Source organism: Flavonifractor sp. An100, from assembly GCF_002161175.1.
Classification (GTDB): domain Bacteria; phylum Bacillota; class Clostridia; order Oscillospirales; family Oscillospiraceae; genus Lawsonibacter.
Window position 1 is genome coordinate 100372 of sequence record NZ_NFMA01000002.1, and the last position, 22307, is coordinate 122678.

General features: G+C 53.7%; 19 protein-coding genes and 1 riboswitch. Of the genes, 4 read left to right on the forward strand and 15 right to left on the reverse strand.

Annotated elements, in window-relative coordinates; translation table 11 throughout:
• Positions 1 to 148: 148 nt before the first annotated feature.
• The 3 genes from B5E43_RS01795 to B5E43_RS01805 all read left to right on the forward strand — a co-directional run bounded on the left by B5E43_RS01795 (position 149) and on the right by B5E43_RS01805 (position 2924).
• A complete protein-coding gene (locus tag B5E43_RS01795) occupies positions 149 to 700 on the forward strand; it encodes a biotin transporter BioY (protein WP_087393052.1) in 552 nt (183 codons plus the stop codon).
• A 149-nt stretch (positions 701 to 849) separates the two neighbouring features.
• On the forward strand, positions 850 to 1431 hold the full coding sequence (locus B5E43_RS01800; protein WP_242964665.1) for an RNA polymerase sigma factor: 582 nt from the start codon (positions 850 to 852) through the stop codon (positions 1429 to 1431).
• Positions 1428 to 2924, forward strand: a complete 1497-nt coding sequence (locus tag B5E43_RS01805; protein ID WP_087393053.1) for a PepSY domain-containing protein — start codon at positions 1428 to 1430, stop codon at positions 2922 to 2924. Before B5E43_RS01800 ends, B5E43_RS01805 begins: the two co-directional genes overlap by 4 nt.
• Before the next feature lie 49 nt (positions 2925 to 2973).
• On the opposite strand, the gene B5E43_RS01810 is transcribed toward B5E43_RS01805, so the two are convergent.
• From B5E43_RS01810 to B5E43_RS01865, 12 genes are all read right to left on the reverse strand, one after another.
• Positions 2974 to 4395 (reverse strand): MATE family efflux transporter, encoded by a 1422-nt coding sequence (locus B5E43_RS01810; protein WP_242964666.1) that lies wholly within the window; start codon positions 4393 to 4395, stop codon positions 2974 to 2976.
• A gap of 258 nt (positions 4396 to 4653) precedes the next feature.
• Positions 4654 to 5730 (reverse strand): class B sortase, encoded by a 1077-nt coding sequence (gene srtB, locus B5E43_RS01815; protein WP_087393055.1) that lies wholly within the window; start codon positions 5728 to 5730, stop codon positions 4654 to 4656.
• Positions 5731 to 5839: 109 nt separating this feature from the next.
• Entirely contained in the window at positions 5840 to 9874 is a 4035-nt protein-coding gene (locus tag B5E43_RS01820) for a Cna B-type domain-containing protein (protein WP_087393056.1), read from the reverse strand.
• 287 nt (positions 9875 to 10161) lie between these two features.
• Complete coding sequence (locus tag B5E43_RS01825) at positions 10162 to 11595, reverse strand: vWA domain-containing protein (RefSeq protein WP_087393057.1); 1434 nt, start codon at positions 11593 to 11595, stop codon at positions 10162 to 10164.
• 45 nt (positions 11596 to 11640) lie between these two features.
• Positions 11641 to 11727: riboswitch (cyclic di-GMP riboswitch) on the reverse strand.
• A gap of 77 nt (positions 11728 to 11804) precedes the next feature.
• The gene (locus B5E43_RS01830) at positions 11805 to 12239 is read right to left on the reverse strand and encodes a hypothetical protein (RefSeq protein WP_087393058.1); all 435 of its coding nucleotides are present in this window, start codon (positions 12237 to 12239) and stop codon (positions 11805 to 11807) included.
• A gap of 176 nt (positions 12240 to 12415) precedes the next feature.
• Positions 12416 to 13474 (reverse strand): PilT/PilU family type 4a pilus ATPase, encoded by a 1059-nt coding sequence (locus B5E43_RS01835; protein ID WP_087393059.1) that lies wholly within the window; start codon positions 13472 to 13474, stop codon positions 12416 to 12418.
• A gap of 37 nt (positions 13475 to 13511) precedes the next feature.
• A complete protein-coding gene (locus B5E43_RS01840; RefSeq protein WP_087393061.1) occupies positions 13512 to 13910 on the reverse strand; it encodes a hypothetical protein in 399 nt (132 codons plus the stop codon).
• The gene (locus B5E43_RS01845) at positions 13903 to 14322 is read right to left on the reverse strand and encodes a hypothetical protein (RefSeq protein ID WP_087393064.1); all 420 of its coding nucleotides are present in this window, start codon (positions 14320 to 14322) and stop codon (positions 13903 to 13905) included. The genes B5E43_RS01840 and B5E43_RS01845 overlap by 8 nt, the downstream gene beginning before the upstream one ends.
• On the reverse strand, positions 14319 to 14813 hold the full coding sequence (locus B5E43_RS01850; RefSeq protein ID WP_087393066.1) for a DUF4860 domain-containing protein: 495 nt from the start codon (positions 14811 to 14813) through the stop codon (positions 14319 to 14321). Before B5E43_RS01850 ends, B5E43_RS01845 begins: the two co-directional genes overlap by 4 nt.
• Positions 14810 to 15127, reverse strand: a complete 318-nt coding sequence (locus tag B5E43_RS01855) for a hypothetical protein (RefSeq protein WP_087393069.1) — start codon at positions 15125 to 15127, stop codon at positions 14810 to 14812. Before B5E43_RS01855 ends, B5E43_RS01850 begins: the two co-directional genes overlap by 4 nt.
• Before the next feature lie 4 nt (positions 15128 to 15131).
• Positions 15132 to 16178, reverse strand: coding sequence for a type II secretion system F family protein (locus tag B5E43_RS01860; protein ID WP_087393071.1), 1047 nt, complete (start codon positions 16176 to 16178; stop codon positions 15132 to 15134).
• A 117-nt stretch (positions 16179 to 16295) separates the two neighbouring features.
• Positions 16296 to 17333: a transglutaminase-like domain-containing protein gene (locus B5E43_RS01865; protein WP_087393074.1), complete on the reverse strand. Its 1038-nt coding sequence runs from the start codon at positions 17331 to 17333 to the stop codon at positions 16296 to 16298.
• A gap of 293 nt (positions 17334 to 17626) precedes the next feature.
• Between B5E43_RS01865 and B5E43_RS01870 the strand changes: the two genes are divergently transcribed.
• Positions 17627 to 18826, forward strand: coding sequence for a BTAD domain-containing putative transcriptional regulator (locus B5E43_RS01870; RefSeq protein ID WP_087393076.1), 1200 nt, complete (start codon positions 17627 to 17629; stop codon positions 18824 to 18826).
• Positions 18827 to 18886: 60 nt separating this feature from the next.
• On the opposite strand, the gene B5E43_RS01875 is transcribed toward B5E43_RS01870, so the two are convergent.
• The 3 genes from B5E43_RS01875 to glpK are packed head-to-tail and all read right to left on the reverse strand — an operon-like array spanning position 18887 to position 21941.
• Entirely contained in the window at positions 18887 to 20074 is a 1188-nt protein-coding gene (locus tag B5E43_RS01875; RefSeq protein WP_087393079.1) for an iron-containing alcohol dehydrogenase, read from the reverse strand.
• A 53-nt stretch (positions 20075 to 20127) separates the two neighbouring features.
• A complete protein-coding gene (locus B5E43_RS01880; protein WP_087393081.1) occupies positions 20128 to 20418 on the reverse strand; it encodes a hypothetical protein in 291 nt (96 codons plus the stop codon).
• A 26-nt stretch (positions 20419 to 20444) separates the two neighbouring features.
• Positions 20445 to 21941 carry a glycerol kinase GlpK gene (gene glpK / locus B5E43_RS01885; RefSeq protein ID WP_087393083.1) on the reverse strand — a complete coding sequence of 499 codons (1497 nt, stop codon included), beginning with the start codon at positions 21939 to 21941 and terminating at the stop codon, positions 20445 to 20447.
• Positions 21942 to 22307 lie beyond the last annotated feature (366 nt).

A 22307-nucleotide genomic window follows, 5' to 3' on the forward strand; every position in this document is an offset into this window, starting at 1 on the left:
TATAAAATGAGGGAAAATCGAAATGTAAACAAAATGAAAAAATGGTTGACAAATCTATAAGAGGTTTGTATACTGATAACGAAATACGGTTTACGATTACTGGCCACAGTATGGAGAACGCGTGAAAAGAAGAAGGGAGTTTGCCCCCATGGAAGCAAAGACGAAATATCAGGTATATCCTCTGGCGATGACGGCAGTAATGGCCGCAGTGACCTGTGTGCTGGGACCAATGTCAATTTCCGTAGGAGTCATTCCGGTCTCCTTTACCAATTTGGCCATATACCTCTCATTGTATATACTGGGCTGGAAGCGGGGCTCTATTAGCTACCTGGTTTATATGCTGATTGGCATGGTAGGCATGCCGGTATTTTCCGGCTATGCAGGAGGATTTGGAAAGCTGTTTGGACCTACAGGAGGGTATATTTTAGGCTTTTTACCCATGGCCATTATTGCTGGGTGGGTCATTGACCATAGCCGGAAGCCTTTGGTACAGCTGGCGGGGATGATTTTAGGAACCGCAGTATGCTACGCCTTTGGAACGGCTTGGTTCTGCGTCCAGGCGGGTTATACGGTGGGAGCAGCGTTGAGTTTGTGCGTATTTCCCTTTATCCCGGTGGATATAGCGAAAATGGTCATTGCTATGGGGTTGGGGACGGTCCTGCGCAGCCGTTTGGAGAAGGCGGGACTTCTAGCACGGTAAGGGAATAAAGAAAGGAAGGGGCTGTCTGAGAAAGACGGCCCCTTGTTTTGTGAGAGAAGTTATCGTATAATTGGAAAGGCAAAATTTTTTGGAATGATGCAATAAAACCTTCCTTTGGTGCATTACCAAAATGACAGGAGAAATGGACCATGCTGATCCTATTGGGAACCCAGACAATGGAACATGATCGGGCGGAAGAAAACCGGGAACTGGAGCGGATGCTTCTGGAAGTGGCTGCTGGAGAGCTGGAGGCCCTGGCACAGCTGTATGAACGCACTCGAACGGCAGTTTACGGCTTAGCACTCTCTTATGTGAAAAATGCCCACGATGCCCAGGATGTGACCCAGGATACCTTTGTCCGGGTTTGGGACAGCGCGCACCAGTATCGGCCCCAGGGGTCACCGATGGGCTGGCTGCTGACGGTGTGTCGGAATCTGGCGCTGATGAAGCTCAGACAAGGGGCCCGTCACGCAGATCTGGAAGAGGAAGAGTGGAATGCCATCCCGGCCCAGCAGGAGGGGCTGTCCGTGGAGGAACGGGAGCTGCTCCAGACAGCGCTGGGCCAGTTGGAGGAACAGGAGCGGCGGATTGTGATTCTGCATGCAGTCACTGGGCTGAAGCACCGGGAGATTTCCGCTTTGTTGGAGCTTCCACTTGCTACGGTGCTTTCAAAGTACCATAGAGCGCTGAAAAAGATGCGAGTATTTCTGAAAGGAGATGACACCCAATGACCGATCAGGAACTGGAACGACGGTTGGAACAGGCGCTGTCCCGCTGTGCCCCTGATGATCTGGAAGGGGTGCTCTCCCGTTGTCAGGCTAGGGCGGATCATGTGGTTCCCATTGCTGCTTACCGGCGGCCCAAGAGGATCCGAAACTGGATTGCAGCTTGTCTGGCCTTGGTGCTGGTGGGGGGCGGCGGAGGCATGTTTTATCAGCAGGCCTATGCGGTGACCTCTGTGGTGTCTCTGGATGTCAACCCCAGTATTGAACTGAAGGTAAACCGGCAGGAGAAGGTGCTGTCCTGTGCAGCACTAAACGAGGAAGCGGCGGCGATCCTCTCAGAGATGGGAGGAGGAGCGGATCTGAAGGGCACAAAGCTGGATGTGGCGGTAAATGCGATCGTAGGGGCTCTGGTGCGCCATGGATATTTGAGCAGCATCTCATCGGCCATTCTGATTTCCGTGGAGGACAACGATCAAAATCGGGCAGCCAAGTTGCAACAGGAGTTGACAGCCACTGTAGATGCGGTCCTTCAGGATCAGTCTGCTGGCGCGTCTGTGCTCAGTCAAACACTGCCTCAGGACGCCAGCTTAGAAGAGCTGGCGAAGGAGTATAATATTTCCACCGGAAAGGCCTCCTTGGTCAAGCAGGCGATTTCGCTGAATAGTTCTTTGGATTTTGAAGCGCTGGCGCAGTTGTCCGTAGAGGAACTGACCGATCTGGTGGAGACAGGAGCGCCGGGAATGCCCATCGGACTGTCTGCAGCGCAGCAAGCAGCAGAGGAGTACGCCGGTGTTTGGGGAAAAGAATCAGTAAGTGCCGAAGTGGACCCGGAACTGGATGAGCGGATTGCCCATTATGAGGTGGAATTGTACCACCCAACTTTAGGAGAATTTGAGTATATGGTAGACGCCTATACCGGAGAGATACTCATTGGACAAGCGAACATTTTGCAGAGCTCTCTCACAGAAAGCGGAGGAGGGAACACGTCTTCTTCTGGAAACAGTTCGTCAGGAAATCCGTCATCTCCCTCTACTTCGGGAAGCACACAGATAGGATCTGCCGGAGATATTGGCAGCGACAAAGCTAAGGCAGCTGCCTTCCAGCATGCGGGGGTGTCGGCATCTGAGGTCACACAGCTTAAGCTGGAGCGGGACGAGGATGATGGCCGCATTGAGTATGAGATAGAGTTTTGGGTGGGTGGTACGGAGTATGACTGCGTGGTAGATGCAGCCAGCGGATCGATACTCAAAATGGAACGGGAAGACCACGGCATACCGGAGCAAACAGGAGACATCGGCAGTGAAGAAGCAAAGACGGTGGCGCTCAACCATGCGGGAGTTTCGGAATCCGAGACCACAAAAATGAAGGTAGAGCTGGATGAGGATGATGGACGGTTACAGTATGAGGTGGAGTTTAAAGCAGGCGGGATGGAGTATGAATATACCATTGATGCCTCATCAGGAGCCGTGCTGGAGCACGAGTCTGATTGGGACGATTAAGGAATAACAAAAAAGCATCCCGGCGTAAAGCCGGGATGCTTTTTTATCGTCAGGAGTCGCTTTGTGCAGGAGTGGGGAATTGATCGTCCACCAATCGGGAGCTGGACAGGTTGACCTTCCGGTAATATAGCAGGGTCAAAGTGCTGCAAACCAGCCAGCCGGCAGGGTAACCCATAGCGATGGGGAGAACAGAGTTGGAAATAAAGTTGGCCATTACAAACAGGTAACATTGGCGGAACAGAACAAAGGAGAAGAGCATCAGGATCATAGGTGTGCGGCTGTTGCCAGCGCCCCGGAGCGCGGCAGAATAGACCTGGTTGATGCAGCACAACACATAAAATGGAGAAAGGAACCGGAGGAACAGGGTGCCGGACTGGATAACAGCGGGCTTCTGGTTAAAGAAGGACACCAAATAGGGAGCGGTGGGAATAACAATTGACGAGACAGCAATGGTAATAGTAATCGCCATAATACATGCCGTGCGGGTTCCTTTTTTGGCGCGATCTACCTGATTGATTCCCAAGTTTTGCCCCACAAAGGTTGTGGCAGCCAGAGCCAGAGATTGCATAGGTAGAACCATGAGCTGGTCAATTTTTGTATAGGCAGTCCAGCCGGACATGTAGTCGGCACCGAAGAAGTTGATGTAGGACTGAACAAAGACATTAGAAAATGCGGTAACTGCCAGTTGAAGGGCAGCGGGGATTCCTACACGAATGATTTTTCCCAGAATTGTCAATTGGACCTTCAAGTAGCGTAGCTGCAAACGAATCCAATTTTTTTCTTGGGAGAGGGTGAACAAGACCAAAGCGGCGGACATTCCCTGGGAAATAATAGTGGCGTAGGCCACGCCCTCTACGCCCATATGGAAGACCAGTACAAAGACCAAGTCTAAGATAATGTTTAGCACTGCGGAGACAACCAGAAAATAGAAGGGGCGTTTGGAATCACCTACGGCCCGTAAAATTCCGGAGCCCATATTATAAAGCATAAGCCCCATCATGCCTCCAAAGTAGATGGTCAGGTAGGAGGAGGAATCAGGAAATACCTCGGAGGGAGTGTTCATGAAGTGGAGCATAGTGGGGGTGATGGCGATGCCAAAGAGCGATAGCACGACACCCAGGACCAGAGTCATTACAATGGAGGTATGGACTGCGTCACGCACTTTGTCCGGCTGCTTGGCACCGTAATATTGGGAGATGACCACACCAGCACCGCTGGCCAGACCGGTAAAAAAGCCAATCAGGGTGTTGATAATGGGGCTGACCGTGCCCACAGCGGAAAAGGCTTCATTGCTGACATAATTGCCCACAACCCAGGTGTCTACCGTATTATAGAGCTGTTGAAATATATTCCCCGCTAACAGGGGTAGGGCAAACGCGATGAGGTGGTGGACCACATTGCCTTGGGTCATATCCACCTCATGGCCCTTGCCTGATGGGGGGGCAGATGGTTTGTGTTGAAGAATAGGCACGTTGTTTCTCTCTCTTTCCGGGCCACGTTTTCCCCGGAAGGGGAAAAAGAGGGCCGTACAGGAGGATCTGCACGGTCATGTGGTCAAATTTCTTTTATTCATTATAACAATCCAGAAAATAAAAGGCAATAGCATAAGCATGACAAGAAATAAAATTACATTTTGGACAAATGTCCTTAAAAATTGTCAGGCATCCAGGGAATCTGCCGCAAATCCATTGGGGCTGCGGTAGATTTTCTGGATGCCTGATGAAATAGATCATGTCTCCTCGTCAGGATCTGGACGAATATCCTGAGAAATACGGGGTGGTTCTTCAGAAGAGGTGGCCCCTTGCTGTGAGGTGGCAGCGCTGGAGGAGGGGGAATCTGGCTCGTCCTGGGCGGAGGAATCCGCTTGGGAGGTGCTGCTGTCAGAGGAGGAGTTGCCTGAGGATGCAGGAGTATCAGTGATTTGGGAGGAATCAGGGTTAGAAGAGATGGGCTCCTCGGGCTGGACGTTCTGAGCCGCATCGGAGGGGGCCTCGCCCTTCAAAACAGCCTGAACCACCCAACGGGTGGCATGTCCGTTGCCCGTGCAAGTGGACAAGGTGAGGATCCGGTCGTATATGGTGGGAGTGATTCCGGTGTCAATGACCGACTGAGAGAGGCAGTAGTCAATGAAACTCTGTTTGGAGGCATCGCTGGAGAAGCCCAGGCGGTAGGTGTCGCCCTCTACACTGACTTCGTAAGCGGCAAAGATCTCATAGCGGTGGCTGCCGTTGTCATCCGTGATGTACACATAGGGGTGGCTGGCCCAAAAGCTCTGCTTCTCAAAGCTCTTGAGAATGCCGAACATAGAGCTGTTATTCATTCGGTGTCCGTAGATAATGGTGTTAAAATCACTCAAGTCGCTGCTGTTTTGACACTCCATAAAGATGGCACCCACTGAATTGCGGGTTTTGCGCCAGGTGCGATTGAGGTAATATTCATTGTCCTCTCCCTGGACGAGAGGATAAGAAATTTTAGTGTCTGGAATAAGAATCCAACCTAAGATGTCGTCATTTACCTCCCGAAGGGCAGTAAAATCCATGTTTCGGAGGGCATCAGCATAGGGGTCCACGTAGACGGGCTCGGGGGTGCTGGAAGTGTCGGAACCGGAAGAAGAGGAAACGTCCACCTGGGGGAGGGTTGGAGCAGGGAGGGAGGAGAGGTCTGGCAAATCCACAAGGGCCTCGGCCTCTGCGTAGGTCTTATCTCCCTGGTCATATTGGAAAATCTGGTAGCCCACTCTTGCGGCGCATCCCAGGCAGATGACAGCCAGCAGCACCAAAAGAATTTTACGCACGGTCGGGTTCATGGAGGGACCCCTTTCTGATTATTTGTGTCTATTATAGCGGTTGAAGGGAGAAATAACAAGGGCCCGGACCAATGTCCGGGCCCTTGAGAGCGTTGCATTGAGGAGACGATTAGATCGCTTCGTCCTCTTTGCGTTTCTTGCCGGTGAGGGTCAGCCACACCAGGCCGATGCCGGAGACGGCCGCAGCCATGACCCAAACCATCAGGTTATCACCAGTGGCAGGGACGTCAGCCTTGGGCACATCCTCGTCAGGTAGTTCAGACAGAGGTACATCCTCGTCACCCAAATCCGTCACATCGCCGGGATCACTGGGGTCGGTGGGATCAGTGTCGGGCTTGTCGGTGGTAGGAGTTTCCTCGTCGTCCAGATTAGTGAACTCGTAGTACACGGTGAACACATAGGGATCGGAGCGGGTAGTGCCGTCCAGGTTAGCACTGTACTCAGAGTCGCCTACCAGATAGAAGTCATAGCCGTCGTGACGGACAGTATCGTTGGCCGTGAAGGAGTGGGTATTGCTGCCCTTGGTCTTCACAGAACCAGTGACTTCGTCGCTGTAGATCTCGTTGCCGTCTGCGTCGTAACCGGTGTACACGTAGTCGATGCGGTAATAATAGTTATCACCGCTGGGATCGGGATCGGAATCAGGATCGGGGTCAGGTTTTACCTCTTCGGTGCGCTCATACCACATGACCAGCTTGTAAGTGCCGGGGGTCTTGATTTCCAAGGAAATCACGTTACCGCTATTGTCTGCATCAAAGGTAAAGGTGTTGTCATCGTAATCCAGGGTTGCGGGAGGCGTAATGGTAGCGGTGCTGCCCCCGGCAATAGGAGTGGACTGCTGGTAAATAAATTCGCCTTCCACCTTGTCGGCAGAGCCATCAGAGTAGTGGGTGACGTAGTTGACCACTACATAGTAGGAATACTTGTCAGAGTCCTTGTAGGTATTGGTAATGTTGTAATTATCTTCCGCCTTACCGCCGGAAACGGTGAAGTAGTGGTCGCCGTGCTTGACGGTGCCGGTGGCATCCACGCCCCACTCCTTAACCTCATAGCGGATTTCGTGGCCATCGCCCTCATTGGCTAGGGCATACTTGGGCAGATTCTCGAAGGTGTAGCTCCACTTGCCGTTAGAATCGGGGGTCACCTTAATGGGGTTGGTGACACCAGGGATCAAGACGGGAGCGCCGTTTTCAGTGTAGAGATCCACATAGATAGAATCGGGAGTCTTGCCCTCAGCGTTAACCCACAGCTTCTCACCGGAGATGGAGATGTACTCCTGCTCCACGGTGTTGGTGAAGACATAGGAGCTGCCCAGCTTCTGACCATTAGCGGTGTAGTTGGTGCCGCCGATGGTAATGTCCTGATCACCGGTGCCGGCAGAAACAGCGGTGTTGTTGTCGCCCAGCTCCTTTACCTCGTAGGTGTAGGCGTTGCCGTTGGCGTCATACTTGGGCTGCTCAGAGAAGAGACCGGACCAGACGGTTTCATTGCTCATGACAGCAACCATATTCTCACCGGAGATGGTCTCGATCAGAGAGCCGTTCTGGTACAGGCCAAAGGCTACATCGGCGGTAGCGGGACCGATCCAGACCTTGTTGACAGAGTACTGCACTGAGGCAGAACCGCCGTCAGAGGTGCGGGTGTTGGTGATGTCACTGCCGGTGTAGTTGACCTTGTAGGTGTAGTCGCCATAGGTGATGCTGCCATCGTTGACCACGGGAGTATCGCCATCCATCTCCTTCACGGTGTAGGTGATGGTGGTGTTGCCTACTTCGGTCCAGTTAGAATAAACGGGCAGATTCTCAAAGGAGTACAGCCACTTGCCTTCAGCATTGGGGGAAACGGGTTTGGTTGCCACGAGGGTGTCGTTGGCATAGAGACCCACGGTGATGCTGGCGGGCCGGTTGGCGGTGCTGTTGCCGTCGTTCCAGATCTTCTGGCCGGAGACCTTGGTGAACTGCTGGTTGAAGGCGTTGGCAAAGGCAACGGTGTAGTCGCCGGTGGGGTTCTGGTTGGCATCCAGGACAGGGGTTAGGGTTCCGCCGGAGACGTTATAGCCGTTCACAGTAACTTCGGAGACGGTGTAAGCGATCGCGGCTCCCTGGCTGTCGTACTTGGGCAGCGAGTTCTGGGAAGCGGCCCAGCCGTTTTCCTCATTCAGGGTCAAGGGGTAGGTCTTGCCATCGCCGGAGATGGTCACGCTGACGCTTGCGGGCTTGTTAGCCTGAGCGGCAAAACCGGTCCAGGTGATGCCAGTGCTCGTGTTCCAAGTCTTGGAGACATCGATGGCGAAGTACTTTTGAACCAGCTTATTGGTGAGGGTGAAGGCAAAGTCATAGCCGTCCACGGAGGTGGCAGCCACCTCGCCGGTCTGGTAAGCGGTCAGGTCGCCGCTCTCGCTCACGTCGCTGACAGTGTAGGAAATGGCCTTGCCGCTGTCATCGAAGCGGGGCAGAGTGAACTCAGCCACCCAAGCAGCAATTTCACCGTTTTGGTCGGGAGTGCCGTCCAGTGTCACGGTCTCGCCGGCCACGGTCACGTCGATGGAGGCGGGACGAGTCTTGTCGCCGTTGGCGCCGTCCATCCAGACCTTCTCCACCCGGACCTTCACGGTGTCGCTGGAATTATCCAGAGAGTTGGTGACGGTGAGGGTGTTCTGGTCATACTCCACGGAGTACACCACATCCTTGCCGTCCAGCTTCATTTTGCTGCTGTCCACACCCTTCTCGGAGACGGTGTAAATGATCTCCTTGCCGGTAGTGGTGTTGTACTTGGGAACGGGTTCGAGAGTCTGCTTAGTGACGGAGTCGGTCTCATAGAACTCGTTTTTGGCAAAGGGGATCTCATAGCTCTGGCCGTTGCCGGAGAGGATGAGGACGATCTCGTCGGGGCGGGTGTCGGAGGAGTTGCTGTCGTCCTCCCAGACCTTGGTGACCTCAACGTACTCGCATTCGTTGATATCAGAGATGGTATTGGTGAAATTGTTGCCGTCCTGAGTGGGGGTATAGCCGGAGACGGCCTCCTCCTGAACGGTATAGGTCAGTACACTTTTATCCATGGAGTAACCGGCAGCTTTCAGGGCAGCCAGCACACCAGTGGTGTCCCGGGCGTCTTCCACGGCGAACTTGGGCAGGCCGGTCCAGGAGTAACCCCAGCCGTTAGCGCTGGTGACGGTCTTGGAGGCCACCTTAACGGTACCCACCATCAGGTTGACAGTGATGCTGTCAGGACGAGTGCTGTTCTCATCGTCGCCGTCCACCCAGGTCTTCTGGCCGCTCAGGGACTCGGTGTACTGCTGGACGGGGGTGTTGGTGATGGTGTAAGAGTTCTGGTCTGTGGCGACGGTAAAGGTAGTGCCGTCCAGCACAATGGTGCCGGAGGTTACCCACTTGGAACCGTCCTTCTCGGCGATGGTATAGGTAATGGGCTCATCACCGGAGTAGGTGTCCACAGTGACCTTCTGGCTCCAGCCGTTGCTGCTGTTCAGCTTGATCTCCTGCTTGAGGGTATGGTTGGCGAACAGGCCCACAGTCACTTCAGTGCGGTACCGTTCATCCAGTCCACCCCAATCCTTGATGATGGTGAGTTCCTTGGTGTCAGTGATCTGGTTGGTCAGAGTAACGGCAAGGTTGTTGCCGTCAGGAGTGACCGTGCCGCCGCTGGTCAGCTTGTAGCTGGTGCTGGGAACTTCAGAGACAGTATAGGAGATGGGTTTTCCGGTCTCCTGGTCCACAGTGGGCAGGTCCTTGATCGTGGCGGTCCATTCTGTCGCTTTTAAGTCGCCGGTAATGGTATGAGTGTTCTCATAGACAACATCAGTGGTGCCATCATTCAGAGTGATGGTACCCTTAACTACCAGAGCGATGCTGGTGACATTGGCACCCTGAGAGCTGGGCAGCCAGGTCTTGGTGACCTTCAGATCCTTGCTCTGGGGATCCAGCTTGTTGAGGAAAAGGTCGCCGTCAAAAATATATCCATTCTCGTTGTCGGCGGTAATCTTGCCGTCCGGATTGGCAACATTGGCATTCCCCCAAGAGACATTGACGGTGTACTCCTTGTCAGAGACCAGATAGTTATCATCGGCAGTGTCGGTCTCCTTCAGAACATAGGTGTGGCCGGAGGGGACGTTGCTGAGGATGACCATTCCGGTACCGTAGGAAGAGGAAATGCTCCGACTGCTCTGAACGCCGCAGGAGCAGTCAGAGGCGTGGGTCAGCGTGAAGGTAGCGTTGATATTCTTGTCGTGGTCTTCAAAAGCCGCCTTCTCAAAGGACAGGGAGCCGAACAGGGCGTGGACCTGGGGTACATTGAAATAGGCCTCCCGGACCTCAGTGTCCAGTTCCCCTTCGCTGTTATGCAGGGCATAGACCAGCTTGGTCGCTCCGTTGGTCAGGTAGTCAGACCCAACGGAACAGGCGAGAGAATCGAGCTTTACCCGGTAAGTAATGCTGTAAGTGTAGTAAGTGTGATCTTGCCATTGGAAGTAGATTCCGTTCTATGAGTGAAGGTGTTGTCCTTCAAGAGATTCCAGTTGATGGTACTCGTCTTCTGGTCATAGCCCAAATAGGCGGTTCCAAATTCGCTGCAAGTGACAGAATCGGGAATCATGACGCCGGAAATGGGGTCGGTCACGCGCCAAGCCTCGGTGGCAACTTCGATCCGCTTGACGATGTTTTCAAACTGGATCTTCAGCTCCGAACTGTTGGATGCGGAGAAATATTGATCCACAGCCGGATTGTAGTAGCCATACTCATAAAGGTTGTTATTCTTTGCGGTATCTTTATCCCACAAGACTTTACGGGCGGTGGTACGCTCGTAATCTGGATAATCTGACAAATTTTCTGTTCCAAATCCGATAGTATAGAGGGTCATGCCACTGTGGACGCTCTTCAGATTCGTTGCCTCGGCCTGAGTGCGGGAAACCACAGAATCACTGGAGATGCCATTATGATTACTATAGGATCTGTTTGCGGCACCGTCAGACATAAAAATAGTATATTTGCCGTTGTCTGCATAGGAGGTGGGGTCGGAAATGAGCAAGTCGTTCCACTGGGAGATGGCGCCCCGGAAACCGGCCTGGCAGTTGGTGGCGCCACAGTTGGTGGATGGATCGTTTAAATAATCATACCGCAGGCTGTGCTGGTCCCCTTGGCCGGTATACCGATAGCCTGCGTAATCTTCGCACACCACCGCATAGGATTCATAGGTGCTTTTGGCGTAGATTCCGCTGGTGGTCCAGTCACACAGCACGGCCCAGTTCGGACCGGAGTAATACGAACCAAAAGGATAAACTGGGTTGCTGCCGCCATATATCACGATGGAAACCTGGTTTTTGGTGTTGCCGGCAGGGAGCAGGGAGTCGATAAATGCGCTGGCAGCTTCCTTCAACGCGGTCCAACGCGTGTCGCTAAGGCTCCAGCCGCGTTGCTCAGGCGATTTTCCGTCAGTGGTGTCATCCATGCTGGTGGATACATCGAAGACCAGTACCACATTGGCGCCGCCCACCTCTGTGAACTCTTCCAGAGTTTCAGAAGTGGTGACCTCCAAAGTGATATCGAAAGTGTTTTCCTCGTTGGGGACACCGGCGATACGCTTGGTCAGGGTCACTCCGTCACTGGTCGTTTTGGTGGGAGTTGTGACCTCTGTACCGGTCTGTAAACCGGTTTCGTCGTCAAAGGTGGCGTAGAGAAATTCTCCGCTGTTGGTTTGCTTGATTTGTTCATTGCTGTTGTGGCTGCCGCTTCCGGCGAAGGCCCCGATCTGTACCAGGCTCAGGGTCATGACCATGGCCAGGAAGAGGGAGAGCCCTCTGCGTCCCCGTTCTTTCAGGGACATGGGTTTGCGAGAGAGTCGTTTGTGTGCCATCATTTCGTTCTCCTTTCAACATTTGAACATTGGGAAGATCGAAATACTGGCGGCCGGGCTGGCATGGCGAGCATTCGCTTTAGCCCCCTGGCTTTGCGTCCCGGCGTTTCCGCCGGTTTGCCGTTTCAGATATTTCTGACGTGTGCGGCCCAGCCGCGTGGGGAGGAATGTGGAAGGCCTTGGGTCTGACAGACCCAAGTAAAAAGCAGCTAGCTGCTTCTTATGGCGGATTCCTGACCGGACAGAGCACTGTCCATGAGGAAAATGAGCTCCAAAACACTGCGGAAACTCTGTTCCCGTCCGGCCTCCAGCCAAGTAATTGAGCCTTGCCAGCTGGAGTTCTGACGGAAGATGATCCGCAGTGCAAAGGTTGCCAACGCGCCTTCCTGCTGCTTAAGGGTAGGGGAAATGACTGCATTTGTGGGGGGAGGAGGAGCAAAAGCCCGGACTGCGGTAAAGGATTGGGGCAGATTCATGGTATCAAGAGTTTGCTCCATTTTGAGAAGAAATTGGGTTAAGCTCTGAAACACGGCGCCATCTTTCAGATATGGGTTGTAAAACCGCCCGGATAACACGCCCTGCTCATAGCTGTCAATGCAGACGATGGTGGTGCGATACTCGTTGCCGCATATCCTGTTTTGCATGCGGGAAATCCCCTCCTTTCCTGATGGTATGCTAGTAGTATATCATGCGGCGGTTACAAGAGTGGTTACATTTGAAGCAAGATGATTCAAAAGTGAAAAAAATATTAGCTAAATTTACAACTTTAAAATTGTTTGAATTTAACAAAAAGAAACAGCCGCCCAAAGGGCGGCTGTTATCAAAGAAGTTTACGGCGCAGTTGATCTGCATTGCTGGCGTAACTCAGGGCCGTTTCCGCTGAAATCTGTTTTTGACGATAGAGATTCAAAATGGACTGGTCCATGGAAATCATACCTTCTGCGCTGCCTGCGGCGATGGCGTTGTCAACCTGGTGGCTTTTGCTGTCCCGAATTAGACTTCGGATCGCGCTGTTCATGTGCATGATCTCATAGGCGGGGACCATGCCTCCGTTTTGGTCGGGCAAAAGCTGTTGGGAGACCACCGTATGGAGCACAGTGCTCAGTTGGATTCGGATTTGGCCTTGCTGGGCAGGGGGGAAGGTGTCAATGATTCGGTCAATGGTATTGACGGTTCCCTTGGTGTGGAGCGTGGCAATGACCAGGTGGCCGGTTTCTGCGGCGGTCATGGCGGTGCGGATGGTTTCGTGGTCACGCATCTCGCCCAGCAAAATGACGTCCGGAGCCTGGCGCAGGCAGGAGCGGAGGGCGGATAAATAGTCATGGGTGTCGATGGCAATTTCCCGCTGGCTGATAATGCTCTGTTGGTCCCGGTGCAGAAATTCGATGGGGTCCTCCAAGGTAATGATGTGACAGTTCCGGGTGCGGTTGATGCGGTCAATGATGCAGGCCTGGGTGGTGGATTTTCCGCTTCCGGCAGTGCCGGTAACCAGGATCATGCCGTGGGTGACGTTGGCCAGCTCCATGACCTGAGGAGGAATGTGGAGAGACTGCCAATCCGGGATTTCAAATGCCACTACGCGGACGACAGCGGCCAGAGAGCCACGCTGGCGGTAGGCGTTGACACGAAAGCGAGCCAGACCGGACACAGCGAAGGAGAAATCATCGTCGCCGGAGCTTAAATAGTTATCCATAGGCCGGTTGGCCAGCTGGTAAATGGAAGAAATCAGCTCCTGGGTCTGGGGAGGGAAGACTTTTTCTTCGGAAATAGGACGAATCCGTCCATCCTGCTTCTCGCTTACCGGGCCGCCAGCTACAATAAATAGGTCGGAAGCGTGGTCGGATACGGCCCGCTGCAACAGTTCAATTAGTTCTGCCATACTGTGGCCTCCTTTGTTTTTGTGGTGTGGATAGAGGTCATTCCCCATCCCAGACCGCCAAATCATCGTCCGGCTGCCATTCGGCAGTCGATACTGCTTGCCAGCGTAAAATTTGGTAGGAGATTCCATCTAGCTCCACAGCAACCTCAAGGGCTTGTGTATCAGAGATGGGACAGGAGTAGGTGTAAATACCGTTTTGTTCCTGAACCCCTTGGGGTCGTTCTCCCTGCCGCAGCTGAGCGAGAATTTGTTCGGCCTGACAGTCGGCTTGATAATAGTCGGAAACAGCCTGGACAGCTGCGTCGGCCAGGCGCTGGTTGGCTTGGACACCGGACAGAGCCAACAGAGCGAAGATCGTCAGACACAAAACTGCGAAAATAACCAATAGAGAGCTACCGCCCACCACCGGGGGAGAAAAGGTCTCCTTTTTACCCATGGTCCGCCACCTCCTGCCAGGATACAGGGAGGGAGAACAGGAGTTTTTCTCCCTGCGTCACCTGAATGAGGGCAGATCCCAGAAGGGGAGTGGGGGAATCCTGTAGGGATGCCTGAAGCTGATAGACGGCTTCTTCCTGGCTGATCTGCCAGTCGGTTCCGTAGGAGATGGACCATACCTCCTCCGTACAGGTGCCGCCCATGCGAGAGGCAGCCTGGGACAGTGATCCGCGCACCTGCTTTAACGTTTCGGCGGCACATTCCGCCTGTAGCACAGCTTGGTCACGGACCTCATTGAACCGGGAAATCTGGTCAGATAGAGCAAATACACGCAGGCAAAGGGCGGCAGCCAGGGCAAATACCAATATCATAATGCCCTGTTCCATTAAAGCCAAAGGGGCTTTACTTTTCATGCCAACTCTCCTCCTTCCCCGCGAATATACAAGGTGAGTGAAAGGGGAAGCTGGTCGGGAAGAGAGAAAACCGCGGTCAAAAAGCTATCTTCCAGTTCCAAGGAAAGCTGTTGAAGGGGGAGAACCTGTTCACCGTCTTCGGGAGAAAAGTCTCCGTCAGCGCTAGTAAACAGCTCCCGCAGCCACCCATCCCAGCAGTAAATGCGGGTGAGGTAGAGCTCTCCATCAATTTCCTGAGAAAAAATGAGGGCATCTCCATCTCCAAAATAGTCCACAGAAATAGAATCCGGAGAGGCGGCCTGCCGTACCTTGGTGGCCAGATATTGCGTACAGGTCCGTTGCTGGTAGGCCAGCTGATCCCTGGTAGTGAGTCGCTGGTAAGCAGAAGCGCCTGTCAGCAGTACCGAGAGAACGCAGGCGGCAAATACGCCAAAGAGCAGCAGGGCAAACAGACTCTCCATGTGGGAATGATTCCAATGTCGTTGCTTCATGATCCCTTTTCCAGAACCGTGATGTCGGGCATCAGGTTCGATCCAAAAATTTCGTAAAATACAACATAGCGGCTCTCATCAATTTGAAGGCCGTAGTGCTCTTCTAAATAATCCAGGGTAGGAGGATAGATTCCCTCGGCAGCATAGCATGCCACAGCAGAGCGCCGGACGGACTCCTCCAGCTGCTGCCGTCCCTCCTCCCCACGGCTGCTGTCCAGGTTGGACAGGGCGGTAAAGAAAAGCAGCAGCACACATAGCGCGCCCAACGGGAGCAGCAGTCCCCAGAAGGAGAAGCGGGATAATCGTTTTTTCATAGGCTCACCCAATGGCGGTCATGATGTGCATCAAAGGCAACATCACGGACAGGAGAATCAGGCCCACCAATATGGAGGTGAGAATGACTAGGGCTGGCTCCACTTGATTGACCCGCCCCTCTAAAGCAAATTCACTTTCCTCTGACAGCCGCGCAGCAATCTGTTCCATCACCTGATCCCCGTTCCCGCTGCGAAGACCCAGCTCTAAAAGGTGGCACTCGCTGGCAGGCAGAACCCCGGACTCCCGCATGGCCTGGGCCAGAGGAAGTCCTTCCTCCAGGCGGTGCAGACAGTCCTGGCACCGGGCCTGGGCGGTTGGGACTCCGCTAAGAAGTGTACTGGAGAGAGAGATCGACTCCTCCAGAGGTAGTCCGCTGCTCAATCCCATCGAAAAGGACTGGGCAAAACGGGCGTCATTCATGCGCCGGGATACCCCACGGTCACCTAATGTACGTCTCCAGAGGGAAAGAATCCGGGTACGGACAGTACCCGAGGCAGCAAATAGGGCCAGGAATAGGACAAGGAAAACCAGAAGCACACACAAAATAGGCATGATTTGGTCAAGAGCCTGTCCCAAGGCATACAGCCCGCCAGCAATACCGGTCAGTCGGCCGCCTAGGTAGGAATAGACCTCATTGAACACAGGCAATACCCGTACCAGAAGGACCACAATTACGGAGAGCATGATCAGTAAAAGAATAGCGGGATAGAGTAGAGCGGCCCTCAGTCTGCGGTCCAACCTGGCCCGACGGTCATAGTGGTCAGCCAGAGCCGACAGTGCCTCCTCCGTACGCCCGGAGCGCTCGCCTACCTCAATGAGTGTACACACATAATCAGGAAAGTGCCCTGATTCCCGGATCACCACGGCAAGGGACTGGCCCTCGTCCATTTGAAGGGCCATTTGGGACAGCAATTCCCGGAGTTTCAGATCGGATTCCTGTTCAGTTAGCAGCGTCAAGCCATCTGCGGTGCTCACACCGGAGTGGAGAAGCAGGGCCAGGCCGCGGCAAAAGGTACCGATTTGAAGATTGGAGAAGCCTTCTTGTTTCATAGTGTCTCCTAACGTAAAACGGTCCGGATCATCAGACCGAGATAAAAATGGGCTTGCAGCATTTGCTGCAAGCCCATTTTAAAACATTTCTTCCATCAGGTAAAGGGGAAAATCAACTCAATAGAAATACTTGGCAGAATAATTTTTCCCGTCACCAATATAGGCCATGATGGATTGGCTCTGCTTGCCCGAGGAGGCAAAGGTGGGGTCCATTCGCTGCCAGGAGGTGCCGTCAAAGTAGATAGCGCCGTCAACCCAGCCGGTGGTGTCGGACCAGACACTGATCCAAGCGTGATAGGCGGAACCGGCGTAGCCCACCACCAACTTGCAGGGGACGTTTTGACTGCGGAGCATGCCGGTCATCAAAGCGGCATAATCAAAGCAGATGCCGGTTTTATTGGCCAAAACTGTGTCAAGAACGGGAAGATAACCGCTCTGGACGGTGGCAGCCAGCTGCTTGTCATAGGTGAGATTGGTCACCACATAGTTGTACACGGCTTCCACCTTTTTCAGCGGATCACTGATTCCCTTGGTCAGTTCTGCGGCCTTGGCCACCGTATTGGGGGCGGAGGCATAATCCACATACTGATTGGGACGGAGGAAGGGAGCAAACTCATCGGTAAGGGCAACTGTGCAGGATACGGATAGGACAGCGGCGTACTTGGTCCCCTCAATATTTTCGTAGACAATGAATTGATAGGCACCGTTGCCATCAGAGAGGGGGAAGGTTTCCCACTGTCCCGCAGTCAGATTATAGGTGTAGGTAGTGGTGGGGCCCTTGACCTGTGCCTTCAGCCGCTTGGAGGTGGAAGCGGTGTACTGGACCATCACGTAACCGTCCTTGGTGTTGGAGTAGTCGATGACGGCCTTATCATTTTTCTTGGTGAGGGTACCTGAAGCCACAGGGGTAAGATCGGAAGGAATAGCGGCCGGGGTAGCGGCTAAAGCAACCGCCTCGTCCTCCAAAACCACATCTCCTAAAGAGACCTCATCCACGTAGGAAGGTGTCTGCTCCGCGGACGTGCTGCCCTGGCTGGAGGAGGCAGAACTAGAAGAGGACAGGGAAGAGGTAGAGGAGCTTGAAATCTGAGCACATCCTGACAGCAGAACAGCAGCCAGGGCAAAGGATAAGCAACGATAAAAAATCCGGTTCATAGAGTTCAACTCCAGTCGGTATAAAGTAAAGAATAAACGGAACGAGTGTAAAATCATTCCGGCACATGCAGGAAGGTAAAATAACCTAGACTCAGTATAGCACAAATTTTACCGGAAAGAAAGGAGAATTTTTAAATTCACAAAAAACATACAAAATGAATGAAAATACGTAACCAAAGAAGGGAGATATTGTAAAAGAAAAGAATTTAACGTTGCAAATTTCGTGCACATATGGTATTTTGATAATGACTACCATTATACCCATCTTATGTTAGGAGAGGGAGGTGTGGAATATGAGTAGTGAGGGGTTACAGATTCGGATGCTGGGCAGTTTTTCCCTTGAACAGGGCGGCCGAGTGATTAACGATGGGGATAACCGATCTCGGAAGGTCTGGCTATTGTTGGCCTACATGATTTACTGCCGAAACCGGACCATCTCCCAGGAAGAACTGGTGAACCTTTTGTGGGGCGAGGAAGAGAGAAGCTCCAACCCGCTGAATGCATTAAAGACCATGTTCCACCGTGTGCGTACGATGCTGAACCAGTTGGGAGAGTCAGCTGGACATGATCTGATTGTTCGCCGAGGCGGAAACTATAGCTGGAATACGGATATTCCTGCCACGGTAGATGTAGAGCAATTTGATGCGCTGTGTCGGACCGGCGGAAGTGAGATCGACGAAAATAAGCGTCTGGAACAGTACCGCAAAGCGCTGGAGCTGTACCAGGGGGATTTCCTCAGCAAGCTGTCCTCTGAGCCTTGGGTGGTGCCCATTGCTGCATATTTCCATAACTTATACACACAGGTGGTCCAAGAAACGCTGCCGCTGTTGGAAGGACTTGGAAAGAGAGAAGAGGCCGTTCAGCTGTGCCGGCAAGCTCTGGAGGTAGAGCCCTATGAGGAGTCGTTCTATCGTCATTTGATGCGCAATCTGTTGGACCTGGGAGATCAGCGGGGTGCAGTGAGCATTTATGAAGAGATGAGCGAACTGTTCTTCACTAATTTCGGTGTCATGCCCTCGGATGATATTCGGGCGTTATACCGGGAGGCTATGAGAACGGTCAACGACCGGGCTATCCCGCTGGGAGAGGTGCAGGAACAGCTTCGGGAGCCGGACCCGGCCAGCGGAGCCATGATGTGTGACTACGACTTTTTCCGGATGCTCTACCAGATGGAGGCTCGCTTTATCTCGCGCAGCGGCGACGCCATTCATATTGGCTTGATTTCGGTCCATGGGGAGGATGGAGCGGAGCTATCCAAACGGAGCCTGGACCGAGTGATGGAGAATTTAAGGGAACTGATCCGGATCAGCCTGCGGCGGGGAGATGTGGCTGCCCAGTGCAGCGTATCTCAATACATCCTGATGCTGCCCCAGGCGAACTATGAAAATAGCTGTATGGTATGTGAACGAATTACCAAGGCATTTTTTCGTCAGTATCCCCATTCGCCAGCCCGGCTTCGCTACTGTGTTCAGCCCTTGGAGCCGCTAAAATAAGGAACCTTTTTCAAAAGGGGACGTCTGTATATACAGACGTCCCCTTTTCCATGGCATCAATCAGTGGTTAGCCAAGGCGTAGATGGCCCGGATATCCTCTCGCTGTAGGACCTGGAAGGAGCCGATGGTGCGCTGTCCGTAATAGGTGCAGCGGACGGCCAGCTCGTCCAAAACGTCTTCAGACTGGATGCCGCAGCTCAGCTCGGACAGGCAGGTGGGCATTCCAATGGAGTGGAAATAGTCCTTGGTGGCCTGGATTGCCTCCAGAGCCAAAGTCTCGTCGTCCTTCCCGGAAGGATCAAGCCCCCATACCTGAACGCCGAATTTGGCAAAGCGGGCGGGATTGGTGTGGTAGCAGTAGCGGGCCCAGCTATCCCAGACTGCCGATAGGGAGGCGCCATGAGCTACATCGAACATGGCGCTGAGCTCATGACCCAGCTGGTGGGGGGCAAAGTCTACAATGTTTCCCAATCCAGTCAGACCGTTGTGAGACAGGGATCCTGCCCACATCAGCTCGCTCATGGCCTGGTAATCTCCGGGCTTCTCCACTGCCCGTGTTCCATTGCGGATGACACAGCGCAGAAGTCCCTGGGCGAGCTCATCGGTCAGATCGTTGGAGGTGATGGGGTTAAAATAGCGGTCCATGGTGTGCATCATGATGTCCACAATGCCGCAAGTCACCTGATAGGGGGGGAGGGTGGCGGTGAGCTGAGGATTGAGTAGGGCAAAGGCGGGTCGGTGGGAGGGACAACTCAGTCCCCGTTTTTCCAAGGTATCGTCGTTGGTGAGTACGGCAGAGTCGCTGCTCTCGCTTCCGGCAGCGGGGATGGTGAGTACCACACCAACAGGAAGGGCTTTCGTTACGGGAATTTTCTTCAGCCAAAATTCCCAGATATCGGTCTGGGGATTGGCTGCGCCGTCCGCGATGGCCTTTGCAGTATCAATCACACTGCCTCCGCCGATGGCCAGCAGAAAGTCTGCGCCGAAGGAGAGAGCCTGTTCGACTCCCTTACGGGCCAGAGAGAGACGGGGATTAGGCTGTACACCGCCCAAGGTTTGATAGGCCAGGCCTGCTTGGGTCAGGGAAGCCAGAACACGGTCTAGAAGTCCGCTTTTGACCGCGCTATGTCCTCCGTAGACCACCAGAATTTTTGTGGCGCCCCGGGCTGCGGCCAACTCACCGCAACGAGATTCACAGTTGGGACCAAAATACATGTGGGTCGGGGAATAAAATTCAAATATCTGCATGGTAGTTCCTCCTTTATAATCGGTAGCCAGGCTTTTATGTATGAAAAATATGGTTACGAGGATGAGGAATTCAGTGGCGCAGCCTGCTCTTCCAGCCATTGAGTTAGCTGGCCGAGTCCCTCTTCAGACAAAGGGAAAGAGGCGGTGGCAATCACTTGGCTGAGTTCCTTGCACAAGGGGCCGGGCCAGAGCTCGGCCTGAAGGACTGGATCAGGGGTGGTGGGCTGCTCTTCCTGTTGGGGAGGAGTGACCGGTTGGATGAAAAAACGGGCATTTCCCTTGCTGCCATACCAGGTGTTTCCATTTTTCCAAAACAATAGGGTAGGAATCAAAATTTCGTTCAAGATGTTCGCTCCTGTTCTACAAAAGGTCAATTTTCGTCCTGGGCCCAGTGGAGGCTGCGTCCAACCGCTTTGTGCCAGCCCCGGAGAAGGTCAGTTCGAGTGGTTTCCTCCATATTGGGAGTATACCGCTGCTCCAGTGTCCGCAGGGCACGCAGCTCATCCAAATCGCGCCATACCCCTGTGGCTAGGCCGGCCAGATAGGCCGCGCCTAGAGCGGTTGTCTCACGGATGGCGGGGCGGAGTACGGGCTTATTTAATATGTCTGCCTGGAACTGCATCAGGAAGCGGTCGCGGCTGGCCCCGCCGTCTGCGTTGAGGGCTGACAGGGGAATGCCAGTGTCCTTCTGCATAGCCTGGACCAAATCCCACACCTGGTAGGCAATGGATTCCTGAGCGGCACGGATGATATGTTCCCGAGTGGTGCCCCGGGTCAGCCCCATTAACGAGCCCCGGGCGTACATGTCCCAATGGGGAGCCCCCAGTCCGGTAAAGGCGGGAACCAGATAGACGCCCCCGGTGTCTGGCACTTTAGAGGCGTAATATTCCGCATCCCGGGCTTCCGTGATAAAACGAAGCTCGTCCCGCAGCCATTGAATTACCGCCCCGCCCACAAAGACAGAGCCCTCCAAAGCGTATTGAACCTGTCCATTTCGACCCACCGCAATGGTAGAGAGCAGGCCGTTTTGGCTGCGGTAGAGTTCGGTGCCCGTGTTCATGAGCAAAAAACAGCCCGTGCCGTAAGTATTTTTGGCCTCGCCAGGATTAAAACAGGTCTGGCCAAATAGAGCAGCTTGCTGGTCGCCGGCGATACCGGCAATGGGGACCTCCACGCCCTGAAGATTGACAGTTCCGTAAACGGAGCTGGAGTCCACCACCTGAGGGAGCATCTCCATAGGGATATCTAGGGTGCGGCAGATCCGGCGGTCCCAGCACAGATTGCGGATATCATAGAGCATAGTGCGGCTGGCGTTGGTGTAGTCGGTGATATGTACCTTTCCTCCGGTGAGCTTCCACACCAGCCAGGAGTCCACAGTGCCGAAAAGCAGGTCCCCTGCCTCGGCCTTTGATCTGGCGTCGGGAACGTGGTCTAAAATCCACTTTAGCTTGGTGGCCGAAAAATAAGCGTCAATGAGCAGACCTGTGTGTTCTTTGATATACTCGGTCAATTCCTGGTCGGCCTTTAGCTCTTCACACAGGGAGGCGGTCCTCCGGCATTGCCAGACGATGGCATTGCAGATGGGACGTCCGGTGTGCCGGTCCCATACCACAGTAGTTTCTCGCTGGTTGGTGATACCAATGGCGGCGATTTCTTCTGGGGAGACGCCGGTTTGGGCCAGAACCTCGGTTAAAACAGAGTATTGACTGGACCAGATTTCCATGGGGTCGTGCTCCACCCAGCCTGGTTGTGGGTAATATTGAGTAAATTCCCGCTGAGCCAGACCTAAAATGGTCTGTTGGCGGTCAAATAGGATACAGCGGCTGCTAGTGGTGCCCTGATCCAAAGCGATCACGTATTGCTTCATGGGTACAGCCCCTTCCATGGCAGTGATTGTAGTATCTGTATTATGACAGAAAGGGGGAGCGGTGTAAAGAGGAACCCATATGGAGTACAGCGCATAGGATGGAGCGTGGCACAGCCACATTAATAACGATCTGCATGTGCGGAAGGAGCGTTTATGAAACAATATTTTACTTCCGGGCAGGATAGATGGCGCAGGGAAGGAATTGTGGCCTATCTGAATGGTGGAGACGGGTGTTGTCCACCGCCGTCACCGCCACCCCATCCCTGTCCGCCCCCCTGCCCACCACCCTGTCCGCCAGGGGTAGGTCCTACTGGTCCCACCGGACCCCAGGGGATTCCCGGTCCTGATGGGGCAACTGGCCCTACA

Bases quoted from the DNA above. Each gene is read 5' to 3' on its own strand.
- B5E43_RS01800 (WP_242964665.1), top strand. From the start codon at position 850: ATGCTGATCCTATTGGGAACCCAGACAATGGAACATGATCGGGCGGAA.
- B5E43_RS01870 (WP_087393076.1), top strand. From the start codon at position 17,627: ATGAGTAGTGAGGGGTTACAGATTCGGATGCTGGGCAGTTTTTCCCTT.
- B5E43_RS01845 (WP_087393064.1), bottom strand. From the start codon at position 14,322: ATGAAAAGTAAAGCCCCTTTGGCTTTAATGGAACAGGGCATTATGATA.
- B5E43_RS01830 (WP_087393058.1), bottom strand. From the start codon at position 12,239: ATGCAAAACAGGATATGCGGCAACGAGTATCGCACCACCATCGTCTGC.
- B5E43_RS01850 (WP_087393066.1), bottom strand. From the start codon at position 14,813: ATGAAGCAACGACATTGGAATCATTCCCACATGGAGAGTCTGTTTGCC.
- B5E43_RS01875 (WP_087393079.1), bottom strand. From the start codon at position 20,074: ATGCAGATATTTGAATTTTATTCCCCGACCCACATGTATTTTGGTCCC.
- glpK (WP_087393083.1), bottom strand. From the start codon at position 21,941: ATGAAGCAATACGTGATCGCTTTGGATCAGGGCACCACTAGCAGCCGC.
- B5E43_RS01835 (WP_087393059.1), bottom strand. From the start codon at position 13,474: ATGGCAGAACTAATTGAACTGTTGCAGCGGGCCGTATCCGACCACGCT.
- B5E43_RS01825 (WP_087393057.1), bottom strand. From the start codon at position 11,595: ATGGCACACAAACGACTCTCTCGCAAACCCATGTCCCTGAAAGAACGG.
- B5E43_RS01865 (WP_087393074.1), bottom strand. From the start codon at position 17,333: ATGAACCGGATTTTTTATCGTTGCTTATCCTTTGCCCTGGCTGCTGTT.
- srtB (WP_087393055.1), bottom strand. From the start codon at position 5,730: ATGAACCCGACCGTGCGTAAAATTCTTTTGGTGCTGCTGGCTGTCATC.
- B5E43_RS01860 (WP_087393071.1), bottom strand. From the start codon at position 16,178: ATGAAACAAGAAGGCTTCTCCAATCTTCAAATCGGTACCTTTTGCCGC.
- B5E43_RS01795 (WP_087393052.1), top strand. From the start codon at position 149: ATGGAAGCAAAGACGAAATATCAGGTATATCCTCTGGCGATGACGGCA.
- B5E43_RS01840 (WP_087393061.1), bottom strand. From the start codon at position 13,910: ATGGGTAAAAAGGAGACCTTTTCTCCCCCGGTGGTGGGCGGTAGCTCT.
- B5E43_RS01820 (WP_087393056.1), bottom strand. From the start codon at position 9,874: ATGGTCATCCTCAGCAACGTCCCCTCCGGCCACACCTATGTTCTGAAG.
- B5E43_RS01855 (WP_087393069.1), bottom strand. From the start codon at position 15,127: ATGAAAAAACGATTATCCCGCTTCTCCTTCTGGGGACTGCTGCTCCCG.
- B5E43_RS01805 (WP_087393053.1), top strand. From the start codon at position 1,428: ATGACCGATCAGGAACTGGAACGACGGTTGGAACAGGCGCTGTCCCGC.